The following is a 19,589-nucleotide window of genomic DNA, read 5'->3' as shown; positions in this document are numbered from 1 at the left end:
CCCGCGGTGAACGACCGACAGGATCCGTACGACCCGTACGGTGTCGCCCAGGAGCAGCAGCTCATCGGCTACGACGCGTACGGGCGGCCGGTGTACGCCCAGGCGCCCGCGCACCCCGCGCAGTCCGCACCGCAGGCCCCCCAGTACGAGCAGTACGGCACGCAGTACGACACGTACGAGCAGCAGGGCTACGGCTACCAGGGCTACGCGGAGCAGCAGCAGTACTACCCGCAGCAGCAGCCCGCCCAGGACCAGGGCCGGCAGGAGTACCAGCAGCAGGCGCCCGGCTACGGGTACGACACCCGGGCGACGCAGCAGTGGATCCCGCAGCAGACCGCCCCGGAGCCCCCCTCGGCCCCCGCGCCCCAGGCCCCGCCGGCCCCCGCCGAGCGCCCGGCCGCCCAGGTCCCCGAGCCGCGCCGTCCCCACTCCGAGTCCGAGTCCGGGTCCGAGGCGGGGCGGGACTACCGCACCGAGATGTTCGCGTTCATCGACCAGCCGGACGAGGAGTCCGAGGACGTCATCGACTGGCTCAAGTTCACCGAGAGCCGGACCGAGCGCCGTGAGGAGGCCAGGCGCCGCGGCCGCAACCGCGTGGTGGCGCTGATCGTGGTCCTCGCCCTCTTCGTCGTCGCCGGTCTCGGCTACCTCTGGTACGCGGGCAAGCTGCCCTTCCTCGACGGCCCGGGGGCGAAGAACAACGCCGCTACCGCCGACGCCGGGGCGCAGAAGCGCGACATGATCGTCGTCCACCTGCACAACACCAAGAAGGGCGGCACCGCCTCCGCCCTGCTCGTCGACAACGTCACCACCAAGCAGGGCGCCACCGTCCTGCTGCCCAACACCCTCGGCGTCCCCGGCCAGGACGGCACGACCGTCCCGCTCGGCAAGTCCGTCGACGAGGGCGGCCTCGGCACCCGCGAGGCCCTCGACTCGGTGCTCGGCACCCACATCGGCGGCACGTGGCGGCTGGACACCCCCTTCCTGGAGAACCTCGTCGAGCTGGTCGGCGGCATCGAGGTCGACACCGACGCCGCGGTCCCGGCGGACGACGCGGCCAAGGCCCCGGCCGTGGCACAGGGCCAGAAGCAGAGCCTGAGCGGCCCCATGGCCGTCGCGTACGCCACGTACCGCGCCCAGGGGGAGCCGGAGACCAAGCCGCTGGAACGCATGGGCAAGGTGCTCCAGGCGGTCCTGCGCAAGATCCCGAGCGACCCGAAGGCGGCGGCCGTGACCGTCGAGAGCATGGGCCAGATCCTCGACCCGGGCCTGAACGCGCAGACGCTCGGAGCCCTGCTCTCGCGGCTCGGCGCACACGCCAAGGTGGGCGCGTACCGCACCGACCTCCTCGGGCTGAAGGCGGACGGCACCCTCACCGACGACGCCAACAAGAAGGTGGTCAAGGAGGTCCTCGGCGGCACGGTCTCGGCGGCCCAGCCCGGGGCGGCCCCGCGCGTCGGCCTCAAGGACGCCACCGGCGACGACAAGACGCAGGTTGCGGCGAAGGCGGCGCTGCTGAACGGCGGCTACACCTTCGTGGACGGCGGCAAGGCCGACAAGCCGGCCCCCACCTCGCAGATCACGTACCAGGACGACGCGGCGAAGGACCGGGCGATCGACGTAGCCAAGACGCTGGGTCTGCCGGAGACGGTCGTGAAGAAGGCGGAGAACGCGGTGAACGCCGACGTCGTGGTGATCCTGGGCAAGGACTACAAGGCGTCCTGACCCGGGCCCCCGGGGCGGTGGAGCCCGCGCGGCATATTCCGCGCGGGCGGTGGCGGCGGTACGTGAGACCCTTGTATGGATCTGCCCGCCAACCCGAAAGCATGGCCAGTGACCGCCACGGACCGCTCCATCGAACTCATCACCACCGCCGCCCAGGCGGCGGCCGACCGGCTCGCGCACGACATCATCGCCTACGACGTCAGCGACGTGCTGTCGATCACCGACGCCTTCCTGCTCGCCTCGGCCCCCAACGACCGCCAGGTCAAGTCGATCGTGGACGAGATCGAGGAGCGCCTCCTCAAGGAGCTCGGCGCCAAGCCGGTGCGCCGCGAGGGCGACCGCGACGCCCGCTGGATCCTGCTCGACTACGTCGACATCGTCGTCCACGTGCAGCACAGCGAGGAGCGGGTCTTCTACGCGCTGGAGCGCCTGTGGAAGGACTGCCCCGAGATCGAGCTGCCCGAGGACGCCAAGCTCACCATCGGCAAGGCCGAGGAGCACGCCAAGCTGCGCGAGGCCGCCGGCGACGACGATCTGGACGGTGATCTGTTCTGAGCGCGACGGAAACGGGCAAGTCCGGCCGGAAGATCGTCCTGTGGCGGCACGGCCAGACCTCGTGGAACCTGGAGCGCCGCTTCCAGGGCTCCACGGACATCGAGCTGACCGAGACGGGCATGGCGCAGGCGCGCCGCGCGGCCCGGCTGCTGGCCTCGCTGAAGCCGGACGCCATCGTCGCCTCCGACCTCATGCGGGCCTCCGACACGGCCGCCGAGCTGTCCGCCGTCACGGGCCTGCCCGTGACGCGCACCGAGGCGCTGCGCGAGACGTTCGCCGGTGAGTGGCAGGGCCTCACGCACGACGAGATCCTCGAGAAGTACGGCGAGCAGTACGCGGCGTGGAAGCGCGGCGAGCCGGTCCGCCGCGGGGGCGGGGAGCTGGAGACCGAGGTCGCCGACCGCGCCGCTCCGGTGGTGCTGGAGCACGCCGACGCGCTGCCGCGGGGCGGCACGCTCGTGGTGGTCAGCCACGGCGGCACCATCCGTACGACCATCGGCCGCCTGTTGGGCCTGGACTCGTACCACTGGGAGAGCCTGGGCGGGCTCTCCAACTGCTGCTGGTCCGTCCTCGGCGAGGGCGCCCGCGGCTGGCGTCTGCTGGAGCACAACGCCGGCACCCTGCCGGAACCCGTGCTCGGCGACGACGACTGAGAACGGCTCCCTGCCGCTTCCCGACCGGGCCCCGACCCGGATTTCACTTTCCGGCTGGTCACAGGCTAGAGTTCTTCTTGTTCGCAGCGAAGAACACCGGAAACGGGGGGAAGCGCAGCGGAGAGCGGGGCTATAGCTCAGTTGGTAGAGCGCCTGCATGGCATGCAGGAGGTCAGGAGTTCAATTCTCCTTAGCTCCACAATCAGGATCCCGTCCCCAACAGGGGGCGGGATCCTTGCTTTTGTACCCTTTGCTCTTACTGACCAGGCGCGCGCCGGCGTGGCAGAATCGGACCGCCGGAGGGGGAGTCGACGGCCCGACGCGGGAGGGAGTCGCTGACGGATGGGATCACACCGGCGGCGGTGCGACTGGTGCAACAACGGCACGCCGATCGTGCGGGACATGGAGCCGGTCAACGCCGACTACCAGTACTGGTGCGAGGAATGCGCGCGGGCGCTGATCATAAAAGGCGACCCGATCGAGACGTACCGAGAGCTGGAGGGCGAGCCGATCTACGGCCGCCTGCTCGACGAGCACTGCACGCTCAAGCGCTTCTATCAGTTCGCGACAGCGTGACAAGACGGGTCAAATCGGGCATGGCGCTTGGTCGATGGAAACCGATTTTTGGACCAGGGCCATGACCGTGTAATGTTTGGGATGTCGCCAAGGGGAACCGGCAAGGGAAACCGAAGCGGCAAGCGAGGCAAGGGGCTATAGCTCAGTTGGTAGAGCGCCTGCATGGCATGCAGGAGGTCAGGAGTTCAATTCTCCTTAGCTCCACAGTGAAGAAGCGGGCCACCCGGATCGGGTGGCCCGCTTCTCGTTGTGCCGAAGTGTCCACTCGCCCACGTACCCGCGCGTCGGCGTGTCGACGTGTGGAACGGCCGGGCACCGGCGGTGGCCCCTGCGGTACCCTGACGCCATGCGTGCCGTACGCCTTCTGCTTACCGAGCCGCGCTGATCAGCGCCGACCCACGAGACGGTCGGCATCGGCGCGGCGTCCCCTCCTGTGCGAGGGGCTTTTTCGTTTGGGCAGGCAGAGACGGCAGAGACGATCGATGGAGCTTCAGGAATCATGAGCGAGACGAACACCCCGGCCCCCGAGGCGGCCGAGGCGCACCGTTACACGGCTGCCATGGCCGCCGACATCGAGGCACGCTGGCAGGACGTATGGGACGCGCAGGGCACCTACGAGGCCCCGAACCCGACCGGTGACCTGGCCGGTGACCCGACGGTCGTCGCGCGGCCCAAGAAGTTCATCATGGACATGTTCCCGTACCCGTCCGGTGCGGGCCTGCACGTCGGTCACCCGCTCGGGTACATCGCCACCGACGTCTTCGCCCGCCACCAGCGGATGACCGGCCACAACGTCCTGCACACCCTGGGCTTCGACGCCTTCGGCCTGCCGGCCGAGCAGTACGCCGTGCAGACCGGCACGCACCCGCGCGTGTCGACCGAGGCGAACATCGAGAACATGAAGGTCCAGCTGCGCCGCCTGGGCCTGGGCCACGACAAGCGCCGGTCCTTCGCGACGATCGACCCGGACTACTACAAGTGGACCCAGTGGATCTTCCTGCAGATCTACAACTCCTTCTACGACGCCGACGCGAAGAAGGCCCGGCCGATCACCGAACTGGTCGCCGCCTTCGAGGACGGCTCCCGTGAGGTCCCCGGCGGCCGCGCCTGGGCCGAGCTGACCGCCGGCGAGCGGGCCGACGTGCTGAACGGGTTCCGCCTGGCGTACTCCTCGGACGCGCCCGTGAACTGGTGCCCCGGGCTGGGCACCGTACTGGCCAACGAGGAGGTCACCGCCGACGGCCGTTCCGAGCGCGGCAACTTCCCCGTCTTCAAGTCCCGGCTGAGCCAGTGGAACATGCGGATCACCGCGTACGCCGACCGGCTGCTGGACGACCTGGACGGGCTGGACTGGCCCGAGGCCATCAAGCTGCAGCAGCGGAACTGGATCGGCCGCAGCGAGGGCGCGCGCGTCGACTTCGCCCTGGGCGACGAGGCGATCACCGTCTTCACCACCCGTCAGGACACGCTGTTCGGCGCGACCTACATGGTGCTGGCGCCGGAGCACCCGCTGGTCGAGAAGTTCGTACCGGCCGCCTGGCCCGAGGGCACCCACGACGTGTGGACCGGCGGGCACGCCACCCCGGCCGAGGCCGTGGCCGCGTACCGCGCCTTCTCCGCCGCCAAGTCGGACGTCGAGCGGCAGGCCGACGCCAAGGAGAAGACCGGCGTCTTCACCGGCGAGTACGCGATCAACCCGGTCAGCGGCGAGAAGGTTCCCGTCTTCATCGCCGACTACGTGCTGATGGGCTACGGCACCGGCGCGATCATGGCCGTTCCGGCGCACGACAGCCGTGACTTCGAGTTCGCGCGCGCCTTCGAGCTGCCGATGCGGTGCGTCGTGCAGCCCTCCGACGGGCGCGGCACCGACCCGGCCGAGTGGGACGACGCGTTCGCCTCCTACGAGGCGAAGCTGATCAACTCGGCGAACGAGGGCATCTCCCTGGACGGCCTGGGCGTCGTCGAGGCGAAGGCCACGATCACCGACTGGCTGTCCGAGCGCGGCATCGGCGAGGGCACGGTCAACTTCCGGCTGCGCGACTGGCTGTTCAGCCGCCAGCGCTACTGGGGCGAGCCCTTCCCGATCGTCTACGACGAGGACGGCGTCGCGCACTCGCTGCCCGAGTCGATGCTGCCGCTGGAACTGCCCGAGGTCGAGGACTACTCGCCGCGCACCTTCGAGCCGGACGACGCCGCCTCCAAGCCGGAGACCCCGCTGTCCCGCAACGAGGCGTGGGTCAACGTCGAGCTGGACCTGGGCGACGGCGTGAAGTCGTACCGCCGCGAGACCAACACCATGCCGAACTGGGCCGGTTCCTGCTGGTACGAGCTGCGCTACCTGGACCCGCACAACGCGTCGGCGCTGGTGGACCCGGAGATCGAGCAGTACTGGATGGGCCCGCGCGAGGGCGCGCCGCACGGTGGCGTCGACCTGTACGTGGGCGGCGCCGAGCACGCGGTGCTGCACCTGCTGTACGCGCGCTTCTGGTCGAAGGTGCTGTTCGACCTGGGTCACGTGTCGTCGGTGGAGCCGTTCCACAAGCTGTTCAACCAGGGCATGATCCAGGCGTACGCCTACACCGACGAGCGCGGCGTCTACGTGCCGGCGGCGGAGGTCGAGGAGCGCGACGGCGGGTACTTCTACGACGGCAAGCCGGTCAAGCGCGAGCACGGCAAGATGGGCAAGTCCCTGAAGAACGCCGTCACGCCCGACGAGATCTGCGAGGAGTACGGCGCCGACACGCTGCGCCTGTACGAGATGGCGATGGGCCCGCTGGACGTGTCGCGTCCGTGGGACACCCGCGCCGTCGTCGGCCAGTACCGGCTGCTGCAGCGCCTGTGGCGCAACGTCGTCGACGAGTCGACGGGCGCCGTCACCGTCGTCGACGCCGAACCGGGCGAGGACACGCTGCGTGCGCTGCACAAGGCGATCGACGGGGCGGGCTCGGACATGGCGGGGCTGCGCTTCAACACCGCCATCGCCAAGATCACCGAGCTGAACAACTTCCTGACGAAGGCCGGCCGCCCGCTGGAGCGCTCGGTCGCGGAGCGGCTGGTCCTGCTGATCGCCCCGCTGGCCCCGCACATCGCGGAGGAGCTGTGGCAGCGCCTGGGCCACGGAGAGTCGGTCGTCCACCAGGACTTCCCGGTCGCGGACCCGGCGTACGTGGTGGACGAGACCGTGACGTGCGTGGTGCAGGTCAAGGGCAAGGTCAAGGCGCGGCTGGAGGTGCCGCCGACGATCTCGGACGCGGACCTGGAGAAGCTGGCCGTCACGGACGAGGGCGTCGTCGCGGCGCTGGCGGGCGCCGAGATCCGCAAGGTGATCGTGCGCGCGCCGAAGCTGGTGAACATCGTCATCTGAGTCGTCCGACTCATCTGAGGGTGATCCCGTACGGGCAGGTTGGGGGTTCGAATGGAACCCCTGGCCTGCCCGTGGCGTTTACGGTGGAGGGGACGGAAAACAACTGCGGGGACCGGGGAAGGGACACTCATGGAGGCCGCGTTGATCATCTTCGCGCTGATGGTGCTTTTCACCTTCCTGGGCCTGGGGACGTACGTCACCGTCAAGGTGGTGCAGGCGGCGAAGCGCGGTGTGGACCGTACGATCACGCAGGCGCGACGGACGGTCGAGGACACCACCCTGCGGGCCAAGAGCCTGGGGCAGGTCGGGGTCACGGCGTCGTTGGCGCAGCTGCGCATCGACCTGCGGACGTCGATGAGGTCGACGCAGCAGGCGCTGTACGACGGGGTCCGGACGGACGCCTCGCTCAAGGAGTCGATCGGGCTGTTCGAGCGGCTGAGCGCGCACGGACACGAGCTGGACGACGAGCTGAAGAGGCTGGAGCAGGAGCCCGACCGCAAGCGGATCTCGGGGCTCCTGCCCGACCTGCGGGAACGCACGGCCAAGATCACCGAGGCCGCGGACTCGTTGCGGTGGGCGGCGCGGGACCGGGCGCGGCGGTTCGCGGAGGACGATCTGTCCGTGCTCTCGGAGCAGATCGAGGTCGAGTCCGGGGCGCTGCGGGACTGGTCCCACCCGCCGGTGGACGACCTGGCGGCCACGGCGGCGGCCTGGGACGCGGCACAGGCCCGGTCGGCGACGCCTGACGCCGCCCCGGCCCCGACTCCCACCCCGGCGGCCCTGAACCCGGCGGCGCCGGCGACCGCGTACCCCTGGCAGAAGACGCGACGCCCGGAGAGCACTACGTAGCCACGGGCCCTTCCCTTCGGGCGCCGGGAGCCGAGCGCCGGGTGTTTCAGCCCGTCCGGCGTTTGAGGACCGGGTCCGGGCGAAGCCCGGTTTCGGGAAGGGGCGGGGTGGGGGAGACGCCCCGCAGGGCCGCGTAAACCCCCGCAACGCCGCCACCCACCCGCGGCAGGCCGCTGAGCCCCGGTGGGGCGCCCCAGGGCCGCGCGCGAGGCTGGGCCAGGGCTCGCCTCGGCCAGGGCTCGCCTCGGCCAGGGCCCGGCTCGGTCAGGGCTCGGCTCGGTCAGGGCTCGGCTCGGTCAGGACCCGGCAGGGCCGTCGCAGACGACCGGCTTGGGGTCCAGGCTGCCGTCGCACCCCCACTGGCGGTAACCTCCGGCTCATGTCCCGCCATGTCGCCATCGTCACCGATTCCACGGCCTACCTGCCCCAACCGGCCATGGCGCGGCACGGAATCACCTCCGTCCCGCTCACCGTCGTACTGGGCGGCGAGGCGCTTGTGGAAGGCACCGAGATCTCGGCGCGCAGCCTGGCCCTGGCCCTGCAGAAGCGCCGCTCGGTCACCACCTCGCGCCCCAGCCCGGAGGAATTCGTCCGGGCCTACCAGGCGGCCGCCGACGCCGGGGCGGCCGGGATCGTCAGCCTGCACCTGTCCGCCGAGTTCTCGGGCACCTACGACGCCGCCGTGGTCGCCTCGCGGTCCGCGCCCGTGCCGGTGCGCGTCGTCGACACCGGGATGGTCGCGATGGCGCTCGGCTTCTGCGCGCTCGCCGCCGCCGAGGCGGCCGAGGCGGGCGGTTCCGTGGACGAGGCCGTGGCCGCCGCGGAGAAGCGGGCGGCGGACATGGCCGCGTACTTCTACGTCGACACCCTCGACTACCTCCGGCGCGGTGGCCGGATCGGGGCCGCGCAGGCCCTCCTCGGCTCGGCGCTCGCGGTGAAGCCGCTGCTGACGCTGGACGGCGGGCGGATCGAGATGCTGGAGAAGGTGCGCACGGCCTCCAAGGCCATCGCCAGGCTGGAGGAGCTGGCCGTCGAGCGCGCCGGGTCGGGCAGCGTCGACGTGGCGGTGCACCACCTGGCGGCTCCGGAGCGGGCCGACAAGCTCGCCCAGCGGCTGCGCGAACGGATCCCGGGCCTGGTCGAGCTGCACGTCAGCGAGGTCGGCGCGGTGATCGGCGCGCACACCGGACCGGGGCTGCTGGCGGCGGTCGTATCACCCCGCTGATCACCGGTTCGGGTGACGCGGATATCCACAAAGGGTCGACCATCCACCGGAATTGAGGGTTCCGAACGGGATTCCGGGCGGGCTCCTACGGTCGTGGCATGACTCTTCGAACGCGCATCCCGCACCGGTCGGGCGCCGCCGGCGGCCCGGGCCGCACCCGTCTCTCCGACACCCGTCTCTCCGACCCCCGACGTTCCGGCGGCCGTATCCGCCACCGCCGGCGCGGCGATCGCCATCGCCGGGCCCGAGTCCCGCAGGTGGATCCGGAGGTGGTGCGCCGCCGGGCGGAGGCCCTGCTGGGCGGCAGCGGCCCGCCGTCGGCCGAGGCGGTGCCACCGGAGCCGGCCGCCGAACTGCCCGACGAGGCCGCGCCGCGCGATCCGACGATGCGCGGCCTGGCCGTGCGGGAGCGGCTGCCGGTGTGGCTCCAGGCCCGCTGCGGGGTGGAGCCGCGGACGGTGGGCGCCGTCGCGGTGGTGCTGGTGGTGGCCGTCGGCTTCGCCGCGCAGCAGTACTGGTCGGCCCGGCCGCGTCCGGTGACCGCTCCGGCGGTGGTCGCCCCGGCGGCGGCGCCCGCGGCCGCCACGGCTCCTGCGGGGGGCGCCGCGCGGATCGTGGTGGACGTCGGCGGGAAGGTCCGGGATCCGGGGGTGCGGCGGCTGCCCGCCGGTTCGCGGGTGGAGGACGCACTGGCCGCCGCCGGGGGTGTGCGGCCGGGTACGGACACCACCGGGCTGAACCGCGCCCGGGTGCTGGTGGACGGTGAGCAGGTGCTGGTGGGCGCTCCGGCGCCGCCCCAGGGCGCGGGCGCCGGACCGGGGGTGGCAGGGGGCTCGGGCTCCGGTCCGGGTACGGGCTCGGCTGCCGGTCCGCTGAGTCTCGGCTCGGCGACCGTCGACCAACTGGACGGGTTGCCCGGGGTGGGGCCGGTGCTGGCGCGGCACATCGTGGACTTCCGCACCGCTCGCGGTGGCTTCCGTTCCGTGGAGGACCTCCGCCAGGTCAACGGCATCGGTGAACGTCGTTTCGCCGACCTGCGCGCCCTGGTGCGGCTGTGAACCGCCCCGGTGGGCGGGGTGCCGTGGACCAGGGCGCGGAGGTTCCGGGCGTGGACGTGGACCCTGCCGCGAAGCGGCCGGCGGATCTGCGGCTCGTGGTGCCGGCGCTGGCCGCGTGGGGAGCGGCCGCCCTCGCGCTGGGCGCGCCGCCGACGCTGACCGCCGCCGCGGTGGTGGTGTCGGCGGTGGTCGGCGCGGGGCTGCTGGTCCTCGCCGGGTCTCGGCGCGCGGGGCGGCGGTGGAGGCTCGCCCCGGCCGTGGCCGTCGCCCTGCTGTGCGCGGCCGCGGGGGCCGGGGTGGCCGGGCTCCAGCGGGCCGAGGCGCGGGCCGGGCCGGTCGAAGGGCTGGCCCGGGAGCACGCCCGGGTCCTCGCGGAGTTGAGGGTCGGCTCCGATCCGCAGGTCTCCCGGGGTGGCAGCGGGCCGCCGATGGTGGTGCTGGACGCGGTGGTGACCCGGGTGACGGGGCCGGACGGGGCGCGTACTCGGGTCGAGACCCCCGTGCGGGTCCTCGCCGGACATCCGGGATGGGCCCGGCTGCTGCCCTCCACCAGGGTGGAGGTCGTCGCGCGGCTGGCTCCGGCGCGGGGCGGCGAGCGGGCCGTGGCGGTGCTGCGTCCGGCCGGTGACACCCCGCCCGGGGTCACCGGTGGCCCGGATGCCGCGCAGCGGATCGCGGGGCGGTTGAGGGAGGGGCTGCGGGAGGCGAGCGAGGGGCTCCCTCCGGACGCTCGGGCCCTGCTGCCCGGGCTGGTCGTGGGGGACACCTCCCGGGTGCCGGACGACCTCAGCGAGGCCTTCCGGGCCACCGACCTGCTGCACCTGCTCGCCGTCTCGGGGTCCAACCTGACGGTGGTGCTGTTCCTGCTCATCGGGCCCCCGGCCCGCGCGCAGCGGGCCGAGCGGCGGGGGCTGGCGCCCCGGCTCGGGCTCTCGCTGCGGGGGACCGCGGTGTGCGGTGCCGTGCTGACGCTCGGGTTCGTGGTGGTGTGCAGGCCGGAGCCGAGCGTGCTGCGGGCCGCGGCCTGCGGGGCCGTGACCCTGCTGGCCCTCGCCACGGGGCGGCGCAGGTCCCTCCTGCCGGCGCTGGCCGCCGCCGTCCTGCTGCTGGTGCTCTACGACCCGTGGCTGGCCCGCGGTTACGGGTTCCTGCTCTCCGTCCTGGCCACCGGGGCGCTGCTGACCCTGGCACCTCGGTGGAGCGAGGCGCTGCGGCGGCGCGGGATGCCGGCGAGGCTCGCCGAGGCGCTGGCGGCCGCCGCTGCCGCCCAGGCGGTGTGCGCGCCGGTGGTCGCCGTGCTCTCGGCCCGGGTCGGCCTCGTGGCCGTGCCGTGCAACCTGCTGGCCGGTCCGGCGGCCGGTCCGGCGACGGTGCTCGGCTTCGCCGCCCTCGCGATGGCCCGGCTGTGGATGCCCGGCGCGGAGCTGTTGGCCCGATGCGCGGGGGTGCCCGCGGGGTGGATCGCCGCGGTGGCCCGGGCGGGGGAGCGGATGCCCGGGGCGGAGTTGGCCTGGCCCGGTGGGCTCGCCGGAGGTGTGCTGCTCGCCGTGGTGACGTTCGCGTGTGTGGCGCTCGCCGCCCGGTTCGGCCGCCGGCGGCGGGTCGTCTGCGTCCTGGTCGTGGTGCTGCTCCTGGCCGTGCTGCGGCCGCCGCAGTTGACCCGTACCGTCACGGGCTGGCCGCCTCCCGACTGGAGCTACGTCCAGTGCGCCGTGGGCCAGGGGGACGCCGCCGTGCTCGCCGTGGGCCCGGGGGAGGCCCTCGTGGTGGACGCCGGTCCGGAGCCCGGCCCGATGGACGCGTGCCTGCGCGCCCTGGGGGTCCGGCGGGTGCCGATGCTGTTGCTGACGCACTTTCACGCCGACCACGTGGCGGGCCTGGCCGGGGTGCTGCGGGGCAGGTCCGTGGGGGTGATCCAGACCACCGGGTTCGAAGAGCCGCCCGGACAGGCCGAGTTCGTGCGCAGGACGGCCGCCGCCGCCGGGGTGCCCGTCGTGCGGGCGGTGGCGGGGGAGCGGCGCCGGGCGGGCCCGCTGGAGTGGCAGGTGCTGTGGCCGCCCCCGGCCGGACCGCCGCCGGAGGGGCCCAACGACGCGAGCGTGGCCCTGCTGGTGCGCGGTGCTGGACTGACCCTGCTCCTGCTGGGCGACCTGGAACCACCGGCTCAGCGTGCCCTCCTGACGGGCCATCCGGAGTTGGGGCCGGTGGACGTCCTCAAGGTGGCCCACCACGGGTCCGCGCACCAGGACCCGGGGCTGCAGGCCCGGATCCGGCCGCGGTTCGCGGTCGTCCCGGTCGGCGCCGGCAACCGCTACGGGCACCCCGCGCCCCGTACGCTCGACAGGCTGCGGCAGTTGGGAGCGACCGTGTTGCGGACCGACACCGACGGCTCCGTCGCGGTCACCGGATCGGGAGCGGGCTTGCGAGCGTTTCCGGCCATTCGGAGGCGGATCCGCCGGGTCCATAATGGGCGCGACCATTCTGTTTGCCCACAACCCGACAGCATGATCGAATGCGTCTTCGCCAACACGGACACAGTCCACACAGCACGGGGGTGTATCAGCCATGTTCGGTCGCCGACGGGGGATGGAGACGGCGGGGGGTTCCAGCCCGCAGACATCCGCGACGCTGACGCTGCCGCCGACGGCGCGGCTGCTCAGCTGCCGCGTGCTCGACAGCGTCCACCAGCCCATCCGGCAGGCGAAGTTCGAGGTCACCGACCCGATCGGGCGGCGGATCGTGAGCGGCGAGACCGACCCGTACGGCGGGATCACGGCGACCGTGCCGGAGGGGGAGTACCGGCTCTCGGTCAGCGCCGAGGGGTACGCGCCGTTCCACGGGGCGACGCTGGTGGGCGGTCCCGCGCAGCCCGGCACCGGGGAGATCGTCCTGGACGTCGTGGAACCGCCGCTGCTGCCGCAGCCCGGCCACTGGGAGCTCGACCCGGCGCACTCGACGATCGGCTTCACGGCCCGTCACATCGGGATGGCGCGGATCCGCGGCCGGTTCAACACGTTCGCCGGCGCGGTCCGGATCGCCGAGCGCATGGAGGACTCCTCCATGCACGTGAGGATCGACGCGGCGAGCATCGACACCGCACTGCGGATGCGGGACGACCACCTGCGTTCGGCGGACTTCCTGGACGCGGCCCGCTACCCGACGGTCGAGTTCTACAGCGAGCGGTTCATCCACCGCAGCGGCAGGCGCTGGGCCGTCGCGGGCGCCCTCACCCTGCACGGGGTGAGCCGTTCCGTCACGCTGGACACCGAGTACCTGGGTCTCGGCACGGGCCTGGAGGGCGAACCGCGGGCCGCCTGCCGGGCCACTGCGGAACTGCAGCGCGAGGACTTCACCCTCAACTGGCAGTCGGTGCTGGCGCACGGGATCGCGGCGATCGGATCGAGCGTCGAGGTGACGCTGGACGTCCAGGCCGTCCACAAGGCCTGAACGGCCGAGGGGACGGGCAGGCCCTACGGGGCCTCCAGCCAGCCCTCGTACTCGTCGGCGAGGGCGTCCAGCGCGGTGGGGTCGAGCCGTTCCCGCGGGTCCTCGACGACCACCAGCCACTGGGCGTCCTCGGCGTCGTCCTCGCCGGCCAGGGCGTCACGGACCAACTGCGGCTCCTCCGTCAGGCCGAAGCGGTCGACGACCTCCCGCGCCACCTCCTCGGCGGCGTCGCGGTCGGGCAGGACGAGTACATGTCGCACGTTCACGCGACCATTGTCGAGCATCGGGTCACAGGGCCCGTGCGGCGGTGGGCTGTCAGTGCGGCGTGGGATGCTGGAGGCGATGGCCACCAGGAAGAACTCAACCGACGATCCGCTCGCCCCGATCACCCTCGCGGTGGGGCAGGAGGACCTGCTCCTCGACCGTGCCGTACGGGAGGTGGTGGCGGCCGCCCGCGCCGCCGATGCCGACACGGACGTGCGCGACCTGTCCTCCGAGCAGCTCCAGCCCGGCACGCTCGCCGAGCTGACGAGCCCCTCGCTCTTCTCCGAGCGCAAGGTACTGGTCGTGCGCAACGCCCAGGACCTGTCCGCGGACACCGTCAAGGAGGTCAAGGCCTACCTCGACGCGCCCTACGAGGAGATCGTCCTCGTCCTCGTCCATGCCGGCGGGGTCAAGGGCAAGGGCCTGCTCGACGCGGCACGCAAGGTGGGCGCCCGGGAGGTGGCCTGCCCGAAGATGACCAAGGCGGCCGACCGTCTGGCGTTCGTACGGGGAGAGTTCCGCACCCTGGGGCGCTCGGCGACCCCGGACGCCTGCCAGAACCTGGTCGACGCGATCGGGAGCGACCTGCGGGAGCTGGCGAGCGCGGCGGCGCAGCTGTGCGCGGACGTCGAGGGGACGATCGACGAAGCCGTGGTGGGCCGCTACTACACCGGCCGCGCCGAGGCCTCCAGCTTCACGGTCGCCGACCGGGCGGTCGAGGGGCGGGCCGCGGAAGCCCTCGAAGCCCTGCGGTGGTCCCTGTCCACGGGGGTGGCGCCGGTCCTGATCACCAGCGCCCTGGCCCAGGCCGTGCGCGCGATCGGGAAGCTGGCCTCCGCCCCGCGCGGAGCCCGACCGGGCGATCTCGCCCGCGACCTGGGCATGCCGCCCTGGAAGATCGACCGGGTCCGCCAGCAGATGCGCGGCTGGTCGGCGGACGGCGTCGCGGACGCCCTGCGCGCCGTGGCCGTCGCCGACGCGGGCGTCAAGGGTGGCGGCGACGACCCCGAGTACGCCCTGGAGAAGGCGGTGGTGGCGGTCGCCCGCGCGGCCCGCCCCCAGCGTCGCCAGTAGGGACAGCCGTTTCCCGCTTCCCGTCCCCTTGCCCTGCCCTGCCCTGCCCTGGCCCTTGCCGTGACCCCTCTCCCTGATGGGCCACGGCAAGGGCGGGCAACGCGAAGGCCCCGGCCGCCGCCCTGGGGAAGGGTGGTGGTCGGGGCCTTCGGTCACTGCATGAAGATGCTTGCGCCGCACCCGCGTGGCGAACGCAGGCCGCGTGCGGCGCGGTGTGCCGGTGAGGGAGCGGAAGAGAGGGCCCGCTGGGTCCCTACCGGCGATTCACATCGAGAGCTCAGCCCTGGAGGGTGGCGACCTTGGAGGCCAGCGCCGACTTCTTGTTGGCGGCGGCGTTCTTGTGGATGACACCCTTCGAGACAGCCTTGTCGAGCGCACGCGCGGCGGCGCGGGAAGCCACGGTGGCCTTCTCGACGTCACCGGCGAGGACGGCCTCGCGGGCCTTGCGGATCGCGGTCTTGAGCGAGGACTTGACGGCCTTGTTGCGCAGGCGCGCCTTCTCGTTCGTCTTGTTCCGCTTGATCTGGGACTTGATGTTCGCCACGAAAGAGCCTTTTCAGGTTCAGAGTTTGATCTTCGGATTGTGTCCCGACAGCTGAGAGGGCATACGAGACACAGCTGCCCAGGCTACCAGGCACGCTCCTGGCGGCCCAAACCGAGCGCACTGCCCCGTCCATGGGACCATGGGAGGACTTCAGACTTCGTTCCGCGTTCCGACTGCGACCGAGAATCAGGACACTGCGTGCCCGCGATCCCCAGCCACGTGCCCGAGCCGAGCCGTACCGACCCGGCGCTGATCCGCAATTTCTGCATCATCGCGCACATCGACCACGGCAAGTCGACCCTTGCCGACCGGATGCTCCAGCTCACCGGTGTGGTCGACCAGCGGCAGATGCGCGCCCAGTACCTCGACCGCATGGACATCGAGCGCGAGCGCGGCATCACCATCAAGTCCCAGGCGGTCCGTCTGCCCTGGGCCCCCACCGTGGGCGAGGGGCAGGGCAAGACCCACATCCTCAACATGATCGACACCCCGGGGCACGTCGACTTCACCTACGAGGTCTCGCGCTCCCTCGCCGCGTGCGAGGGCACCGTCCTCCTCGTGGACGCCGCCCAGGGCATCGAGGCGCAGACCCTCGCCAACCTGTACCTGGCGATGGAGAACGACCTCGCGATCGTCCCGGTCCTGAACAAGATCGACCTGCCGGCCGCCCAGCCGGAGAAGTTCGCCGAGGAGCTCGCGAACCTGGTCGGCTGCGACCCCGACGACGTGCTGCGCGTCTCGGCCAAGACCGGCCTGGGCGTCGACGCGCTGCTGGACAAGGTCGTCGCCACCGTCCCGGCCCCGGTCGGCGTCAAGGACGCCCCGGCCCGCGCCATGATCTTCGACTCGGTCTACGACTCGTACCGCGGTGTCGTCACCTACGTCCGTGTGGTCGACGGCCAGCTCAACAAGCGCGAGCGCATCCGGATGATGTCGACGGGCGCCACCCACGAGCTGCTGGAGATCGGCGTCTCCTCGCCCGAGATGACCCCGGCCGACGGCATCGGCGTCGGCGAGGTGGGCTACATCATCACCGGCGTGAAGGACGTCCGTCAGTCCAAGGTCGGTGACACCATCACCAGCCTGCACAACGGCGCGACCGAGGCCCTCGGCGGCTACAAGGACCCGCGCCCGATGGTCTTCTCGGGTCTGTACCCGCTCGACGGCTCGGACTACCCGGACCTGCGCGAGGCCCTGGACAAGCTCCAGCTCAACGACGCCGCGCTCGTCTACGAGCCGGAGACCTCGGCGGCGCTCGGCTTCGGCTTCCGCGTCGGCTTCCTCGGCCTGCTCCACCTGGACGTGGTCCGCGAGCGCCTGGAGCGCGAGTTCGGCCTCGACCTGATCGCCACCGCGCCCAACGTGGTCTACCGGGTCGTCCTGGAGGACGGCAAGGAAGTCACCGTCACCAACCCGAGCGAGTTCCCCGAGGGCAAGATCTCGGACGTGTTCGAGCCGGTCGTCCGGGCCACGATCCTCGCGCCCAGCGAGTTCATCGGCGCGATCATGGAGCTCTGCCAGACCCGTCGCGGCACCCTCCTCGGCATGGACTACCTCTCCGAGGACCGCGTCGAGATCCGCTACACCCTCCCGCTCGCGGAGATCGTCTTCGACTTCTTCGACCAGCTGAAGTCCAAGACGCGCGGTTACGCCTCCCTGGACTACGAACCCACGGGCGAGCAGTCCGGCAGCCTGGTCAAGGTCGACATCCTGCTCCACGGCGACAAGGTCGACGCCTTCTCCGCCGTGACGCACAAGGACGCCGCCTACGCCTACGGCGTGCGCCTCGTCGCCAAGCTGCGCGAGCTCATCCCGCGGCAGGCCTTCGAGGTGCCGATCCAGGCCGCGGTCGGCTCCCGCGTCATCGCCCGCGAGACCATCCGCGCCATCCGCAAGGACGTCCTCGCCAAGTGCTACGGCGGTGACATCTCCCGTAAGCGGAAGCTGCTGGAGAAGCAGAAGGAAGGCAAGAAGCGGATGAAGATGGTCGGCTCCGTGGAGGTCCCGCAGGAGGCCTTCATCGCGGTGCTGTCCAGCGACGACTCCGGCGGCAAGAAGAAGTAGTCCGGCAGTGACGTTGAGTACGAGACAGGTCCCCGAGGCGATGCCCGGGGGCCTGTTTCGTTATGAATCGGCCGCTCGGGGGCTCTTACGCACCGGCCGGAGGGCCCCTACTCTGATCACTGCTCGATGGTTACTCGCCAGTTACAAGCCCTGAGTCCCGCCCCTGAATGACAGGCCCTGCCGCGTGGTCCGGAGGACATCCGTGAGCGACACACAGACCTTGATCGAGAACCGTCCGCCCACCGTGGCGGCCCTCTTCCTGGAGCGCGTTGCGAAGACGCCCGATGCGGAGGCGTACAGGTTCCCGGTGCCCGCGGCCGGCGGCCAGGGCCCCGACGAGTGGAAGTCGCTCAGCTGGGGCCAGGCGGCCGAGCGGGTCTTCTCCATCGCCGCGGGCCTGATCGACCTCGGCATCGAGTCGGAGCAGCGGGTCGCGCTCGCCTCCAACACCCGCGTCGAGTGGATCCTGTCCGACCTGGGCGTGATGTGCGCGGGCGGCGCCGTCACCACCATCTACCCGAGCACCAACGCGGACGAGTCCGCGTTCATCCTCTCGGACTCCGAGAGCCGGGTGCTCATCGCCGAGGACGGCAAGCAGCTGGCGAAGGCCCGCGAGCGCCGCGCCGACCTGCCGCACCTCGCCCACGTGGTGGTCCTGGAAGCGGCCGACGCGGTCGCCGTCGACGGCGACCCCGAGGGCTGGGTGCTCTCCCTCGCCGACCTGGAGAAGCGCGGCGCGGCCTACCTCGCCAAGAACCCCGGGGCGATCAAGGAGCGGATCGCGGCCATCACCGCCGACCAGCTCGCCACGCTCATCTACACCTCGGGCACCACCGGCCGCCCCAAGGGCGTGCGGCTCCCGCACGACAACTGGTCGTACATGGCCAAGGCCATGGTCGCCACCGGCCTGATCGGCAAGGACGACGTCCAGTACCTGTGGCTGCCGCTGGCCCACGTCTTCGGCAAGGTGCTGACCTCCGGCCAGATCGAGGTCGGGCACGTGACGGCCGTCGACGGCCGGATCGACAAGATCATCGAGAACCTGCCGATCGTGCAGCCGACGTACATGGCGGCCGTCCCGCGCATCTTCGAGAAGGTCTACAACGGCGTGGCCGCCAAGGCCCGGGCCGGCGGCGGCGCCAAGTACAAGATCTTCCAGTGGTCGGTCGGCGTGGCCCGCGAGTACGCCAAGGTCACCCAGGACAACTTCAAGCGCACCGGCCGCAAGACCGCCCCCTTCGGCCTCGCCGCCAAGCACAAGATCGCCGACGTGCTCGTCTACTCCAAGCTCCGCGAGGCCTTCGGCGGCAACCTGCGCGCCGCCGTCTCCGGAGCCTCCGCCCTGGCACCCGAGATCGGCTACTTCTTCTCCGGCGCGGGCATCCACATCCTGGAGGGCTACGGCCTGACCGAGTCCAGCGCCGCCTCCTTCGTCAACCCGGGCGAGGCCTACCGCACCGGCACCGTCGGCAAGCCGCTCCCCGGCACCGAGGTCCGCATCGCCGACGACGGCGAGGTCCTGCTGCGCGGCCCCGGCATCATGCAGGGCTACCACGGGCAGCCGGAGAAGACCGCCGAGGTCCTGGAGTCCGACGGCTGGCTGCACACGGGCGACATCGGCGAGCTGTCGGCCGACGGCTACCTGCGCATCACCGACCGCAAGAAGGACCTGATCAAGACCTCGGGCGGCAAGTACGTCGCCCCGGCCGAGATCGAGGGCCAGTTCAAGGCGATCTGCCCGTACGTGTCGACCATCGTCGTGCACGGCGCCGACCGGAACTTCTGCTCGGCGCTGATCGCGCTGGACGAGCCGGCGATCCTGGGCTGGGCCGCCGAGAACGGGCTGGAGGGCAAGACGTACGGCCAGGTGCTGGCCGCGCCGGAGACCGCGCGACTGATCGAGACGTACGTGCAGACCCTGAACGAGGGGCTGCAGCGCTGGCAGACGATCAAGAAGTTCCGGGTCCTGCCGAGGGATCTGGACGTGGAGCACGGGGACCTCACGCCGAGCCTGAAGCTGAAGCGGCCGGTGGTCGAGCGGGAGTTCAAGCACCTGATCGAGGAGATGTACGAGGGGTCGCGCGAGGCGTAGCGCTTGCAGCGGGCTCGGCCGTCCGGTGCTTCCGGTCGGCCGGGCGTGCGGGCAGGCCCCTGCTTCCGGCGGGGCCGGCCTCGGCTCGGCACCCTGCCG

General features: G+C 71.9%; 14 protein-coding genes, 2 tRNA genes and 1 pseudogene. 15 read left to right on the top strand and 2 right to left on the bottom strand.

Translation table 11 applies throughout. The features are described from left to right. Positions 1-6: 6 nt before the first annotated feature. From ACFYYJ_RS13695 to ACFYYJ_RS13640, 12 genes and pseudogenes are all read left to right on the top strand, one after another. Positions 7-1,725: a LytR C-terminal domain-containing protein gene (locus tag ACFYYJ_RS13695; RefSeq protein ID WP_389131898.1), complete on the top strand. Its 1,719-nt coding sequence runs from the start codon at positions 7-9 to the stop codon at positions 1,723-1,725. Between the two features lie 108 nt (positions 1,726-1,833). Beyond that, on the top strand, positions 1,834-2,280 hold the full coding sequence (rsfS, locus tag ACFYYJ_RS13690) for a ribosome silencing factor (RefSeq protein ID WP_328925687.1): 447 nt from the start codon (positions 1,834-1,836) through the stop codon (positions 2,278-2,280). Beyond that, positions 2,277-2,933: a histidine phosphatase family protein gene (locus ACFYYJ_RS13685; RefSeq protein ID WP_389132112.1), complete on the top strand. Its 657-nt coding sequence runs from the start codon at positions 2,277-2,279 to the stop codon at positions 2,931-2,933. The genes rsfS and ACFYYJ_RS13685 overlap by 4 nt, the downstream gene beginning before the upstream one ends. Before the next feature lie 126 nt (positions 2,934-3,059). Next, positions 3,060-3,132 (top strand) — tRNA-Ala (locus ACFYYJ_RS13680). A 143-nt stretch (positions 3,133-3,275) separates the two neighbouring features. Continuing rightward, positions 3,276-3,509: a hypothetical protein gene (locus ACFYYJ_RS13675; RefSeq protein WP_384588474.1), complete on the top strand. Its 234-nt coding sequence runs from the start codon at positions 3,276-3,278 to the stop codon at positions 3,507-3,509. Between the two features lie 131 nt (positions 3,510-3,640). After that, positions 3,641-3,713 (top strand) — tRNA-Ala (locus ACFYYJ_RS13670). Positions 3,714-4,008: 295 nt separating this feature from the next. Continuing rightward, positions 4,009-6,873, top strand: coding sequence for a leucine--tRNA ligase (gene leuS / locus ACFYYJ_RS13665; RefSeq protein WP_389131894.1), 2,865 nt, complete (start codon positions 4,009-4,011; stop codon positions 6,871-6,873). Between the two features lie 129 nt (positions 6,874-7,002). Then, the gene (locus ACFYYJ_RS13660) at positions 7,003-7,722 is read left to right on the top strand and encodes a hypothetical protein (protein WP_385364931.1); all 720 of its coding nucleotides are present in this window, start codon (positions 7,003-7,005) and stop codon (positions 7,720-7,722) included. 379 nt (positions 7,723-8,101) lie between these two features. Beyond that, positions 8,102-8,947 (top strand): DegV family protein, encoded by an 846-nt coding sequence (locus tag ACFYYJ_RS13655; RefSeq protein WP_385122476.1) that lies wholly within the window; start codon positions 8,102-8,104, stop codon positions 8,945-8,947. A gap of 98 nt (positions 8,948-9,045) precedes the next feature. Beyond that, positions 9,046-10,005 carry a helix-hairpin-helix domain-containing protein gene (locus ACFYYJ_RS13650; protein WP_389131891.1) on the top strand — a complete coding sequence of 320 codons (960 nt, stop codon included), beginning with the start codon at positions 9,046-9,048 and terminating at the stop codon, positions 10,003-10,005. Positions 10,006-10,028: 23 nt separating this feature from the next. Beyond that, positions 10,029-12,434: pseudogene (locus tag ACFYYJ_RS13645) on the top strand (ComEC/Rec2 family competence protein); the annotation flags it as partial. Between the two features lie 136 nt (positions 12,435-12,570). Then, complete coding sequence (locus ACFYYJ_RS13640; protein WP_385122471.1) at positions 12,571-13,452, top strand: YceI family protein; 882 nt, start codon at positions 12,571-12,573, stop codon at positions 13,450-13,452. A gap of 23 nt (positions 13,453-13,475) precedes the next feature. Here ACFYYJ_RS13640 and ACFYYJ_RS13635 read toward each other — a convergent pair whose 3' ends face one another. After that, positions 13,476-13,736: a hypothetical protein gene (locus tag ACFYYJ_RS13635; RefSeq protein ID WP_385122468.1), complete on the bottom strand. Its 261-nt coding sequence runs from the start codon at positions 13,734-13,736 to the stop codon at positions 13,476-13,478. Positions 13,737-13,794: 58 nt separating this feature from the next. Between ACFYYJ_RS13635 and holA the strand changes: the two genes are divergently transcribed. Then, positions 13,795-14,790 (top strand): DNA polymerase III subunit delta, encoded by a 996-nt coding sequence (gene holA / locus ACFYYJ_RS13630; protein ID WP_385122466.1) that lies wholly within the window; start codon positions 13,795-13,797, stop codon positions 14,788-14,790. Positions 14,791-15,067: 277 nt separating this feature from the next. On the opposite strand, the gene rpsT is transcribed toward holA, so the two are convergent. Next, positions 15,068-15,334 (bottom strand): 30S ribosomal protein S20, encoded by a 267-nt coding sequence (gene rpsT, locus ACFYYJ_RS13625; RefSeq protein WP_266788134.1) that lies wholly within the window; start codon positions 15,332-15,334, stop codon positions 15,068-15,070. Positions 15,335-15,532: 198 nt separating this feature from the next. Here rpsT and lepA point away from each other — a divergent pair, with 198 nt between their 5' ends. Further along, positions 15,533-17,398 carry a translation elongation factor 4 gene (lepA, locus tag ACFYYJ_RS13620; protein ID WP_385122463.1) on the top strand — a complete coding sequence of 622 codons (1,866 nt, stop codon included), beginning with the start codon at positions 15,533-15,535 and terminating at the stop codon, positions 17,396-17,398. Between the two features lie 202 nt (positions 17,399-17,600). Beyond that, on the top strand, positions 17,601-19,490 hold the full coding sequence (locus tag ACFYYJ_RS13615; RefSeq protein ID WP_389131885.1) for an AMP-dependent synthetase/ligase: 1,890 nt from the start codon (positions 17,601-17,603) through the stop codon (positions 19,488-19,490). Positions 19,491-19,589: the final 99 nt, after the last annotated feature.

Origin of the sequence: Streptomyces sp. NPDC002467 (assembly GCF_042889825.1) — a bacterium.
In the GTDB taxonomy this organism is placed as follows: Bacteria; Actinomycetota; Actinomycetes; order Streptomycetales; family Streptomycetaceae; genus Streptomyces.
This window is presented reverse-complemented; position numbering and strand designations above follow the sequence as displayed.

Coding starts and splice junctions, on each gene's coding strand:
- ACFYYJ_RS13675 (WP_384588474.1), top strand. CDS start 3,276: ATGGGATCACACCGGCGGCGGTGCGACTGGTGCAACAACGGCACGCCG.
- leuS (WP_389131894.1), top strand. CDS start 4,009: ATGAGCGAGACGAACACCCCGGCCCCCGAGGCGGCCGAGGCGCACCGT.
- ACFYYJ_RS13660 (WP_385364931.1), top strand. CDS start 7,003: ATGGAGGCCGCGTTGATCATCTTCGCGCTGATGGTGCTTTTCACCTTC.
- ACFYYJ_RS13655 (WP_385122476.1), top strand. CDS start 8,102: ATGTCCCGCCATGTCGCCATCGTCACCGATTCCACGGCCTACCTGCCC.
- ACFYYJ_RS13650 (WP_389131891.1), top strand. CDS start 9,046: ATGACTCTTCGAACGCGCATCCCGCACCGGTCGGGCGCCGCCGGCGGC.
- ACFYYJ_RS13640 (WP_385122471.1), top strand. CDS start 12,571: ATGTTCGGTCGCCGACGGGGGATGGAGACGGCGGGGGGTTCCAGCCCG.
- ACFYYJ_RS13635 (WP_385122468.1), bottom strand. CDS start 13,736: ATGCTCGACAATGGTCGCGTGAACGTGCGACATGTACTCGTCCTGCCC.
- holA (WP_385122466.1), top strand. CDS start 13,795: ATGGCCACCAGGAAGAACTCAACCGACGATCCGCTCGCCCCGATCACC.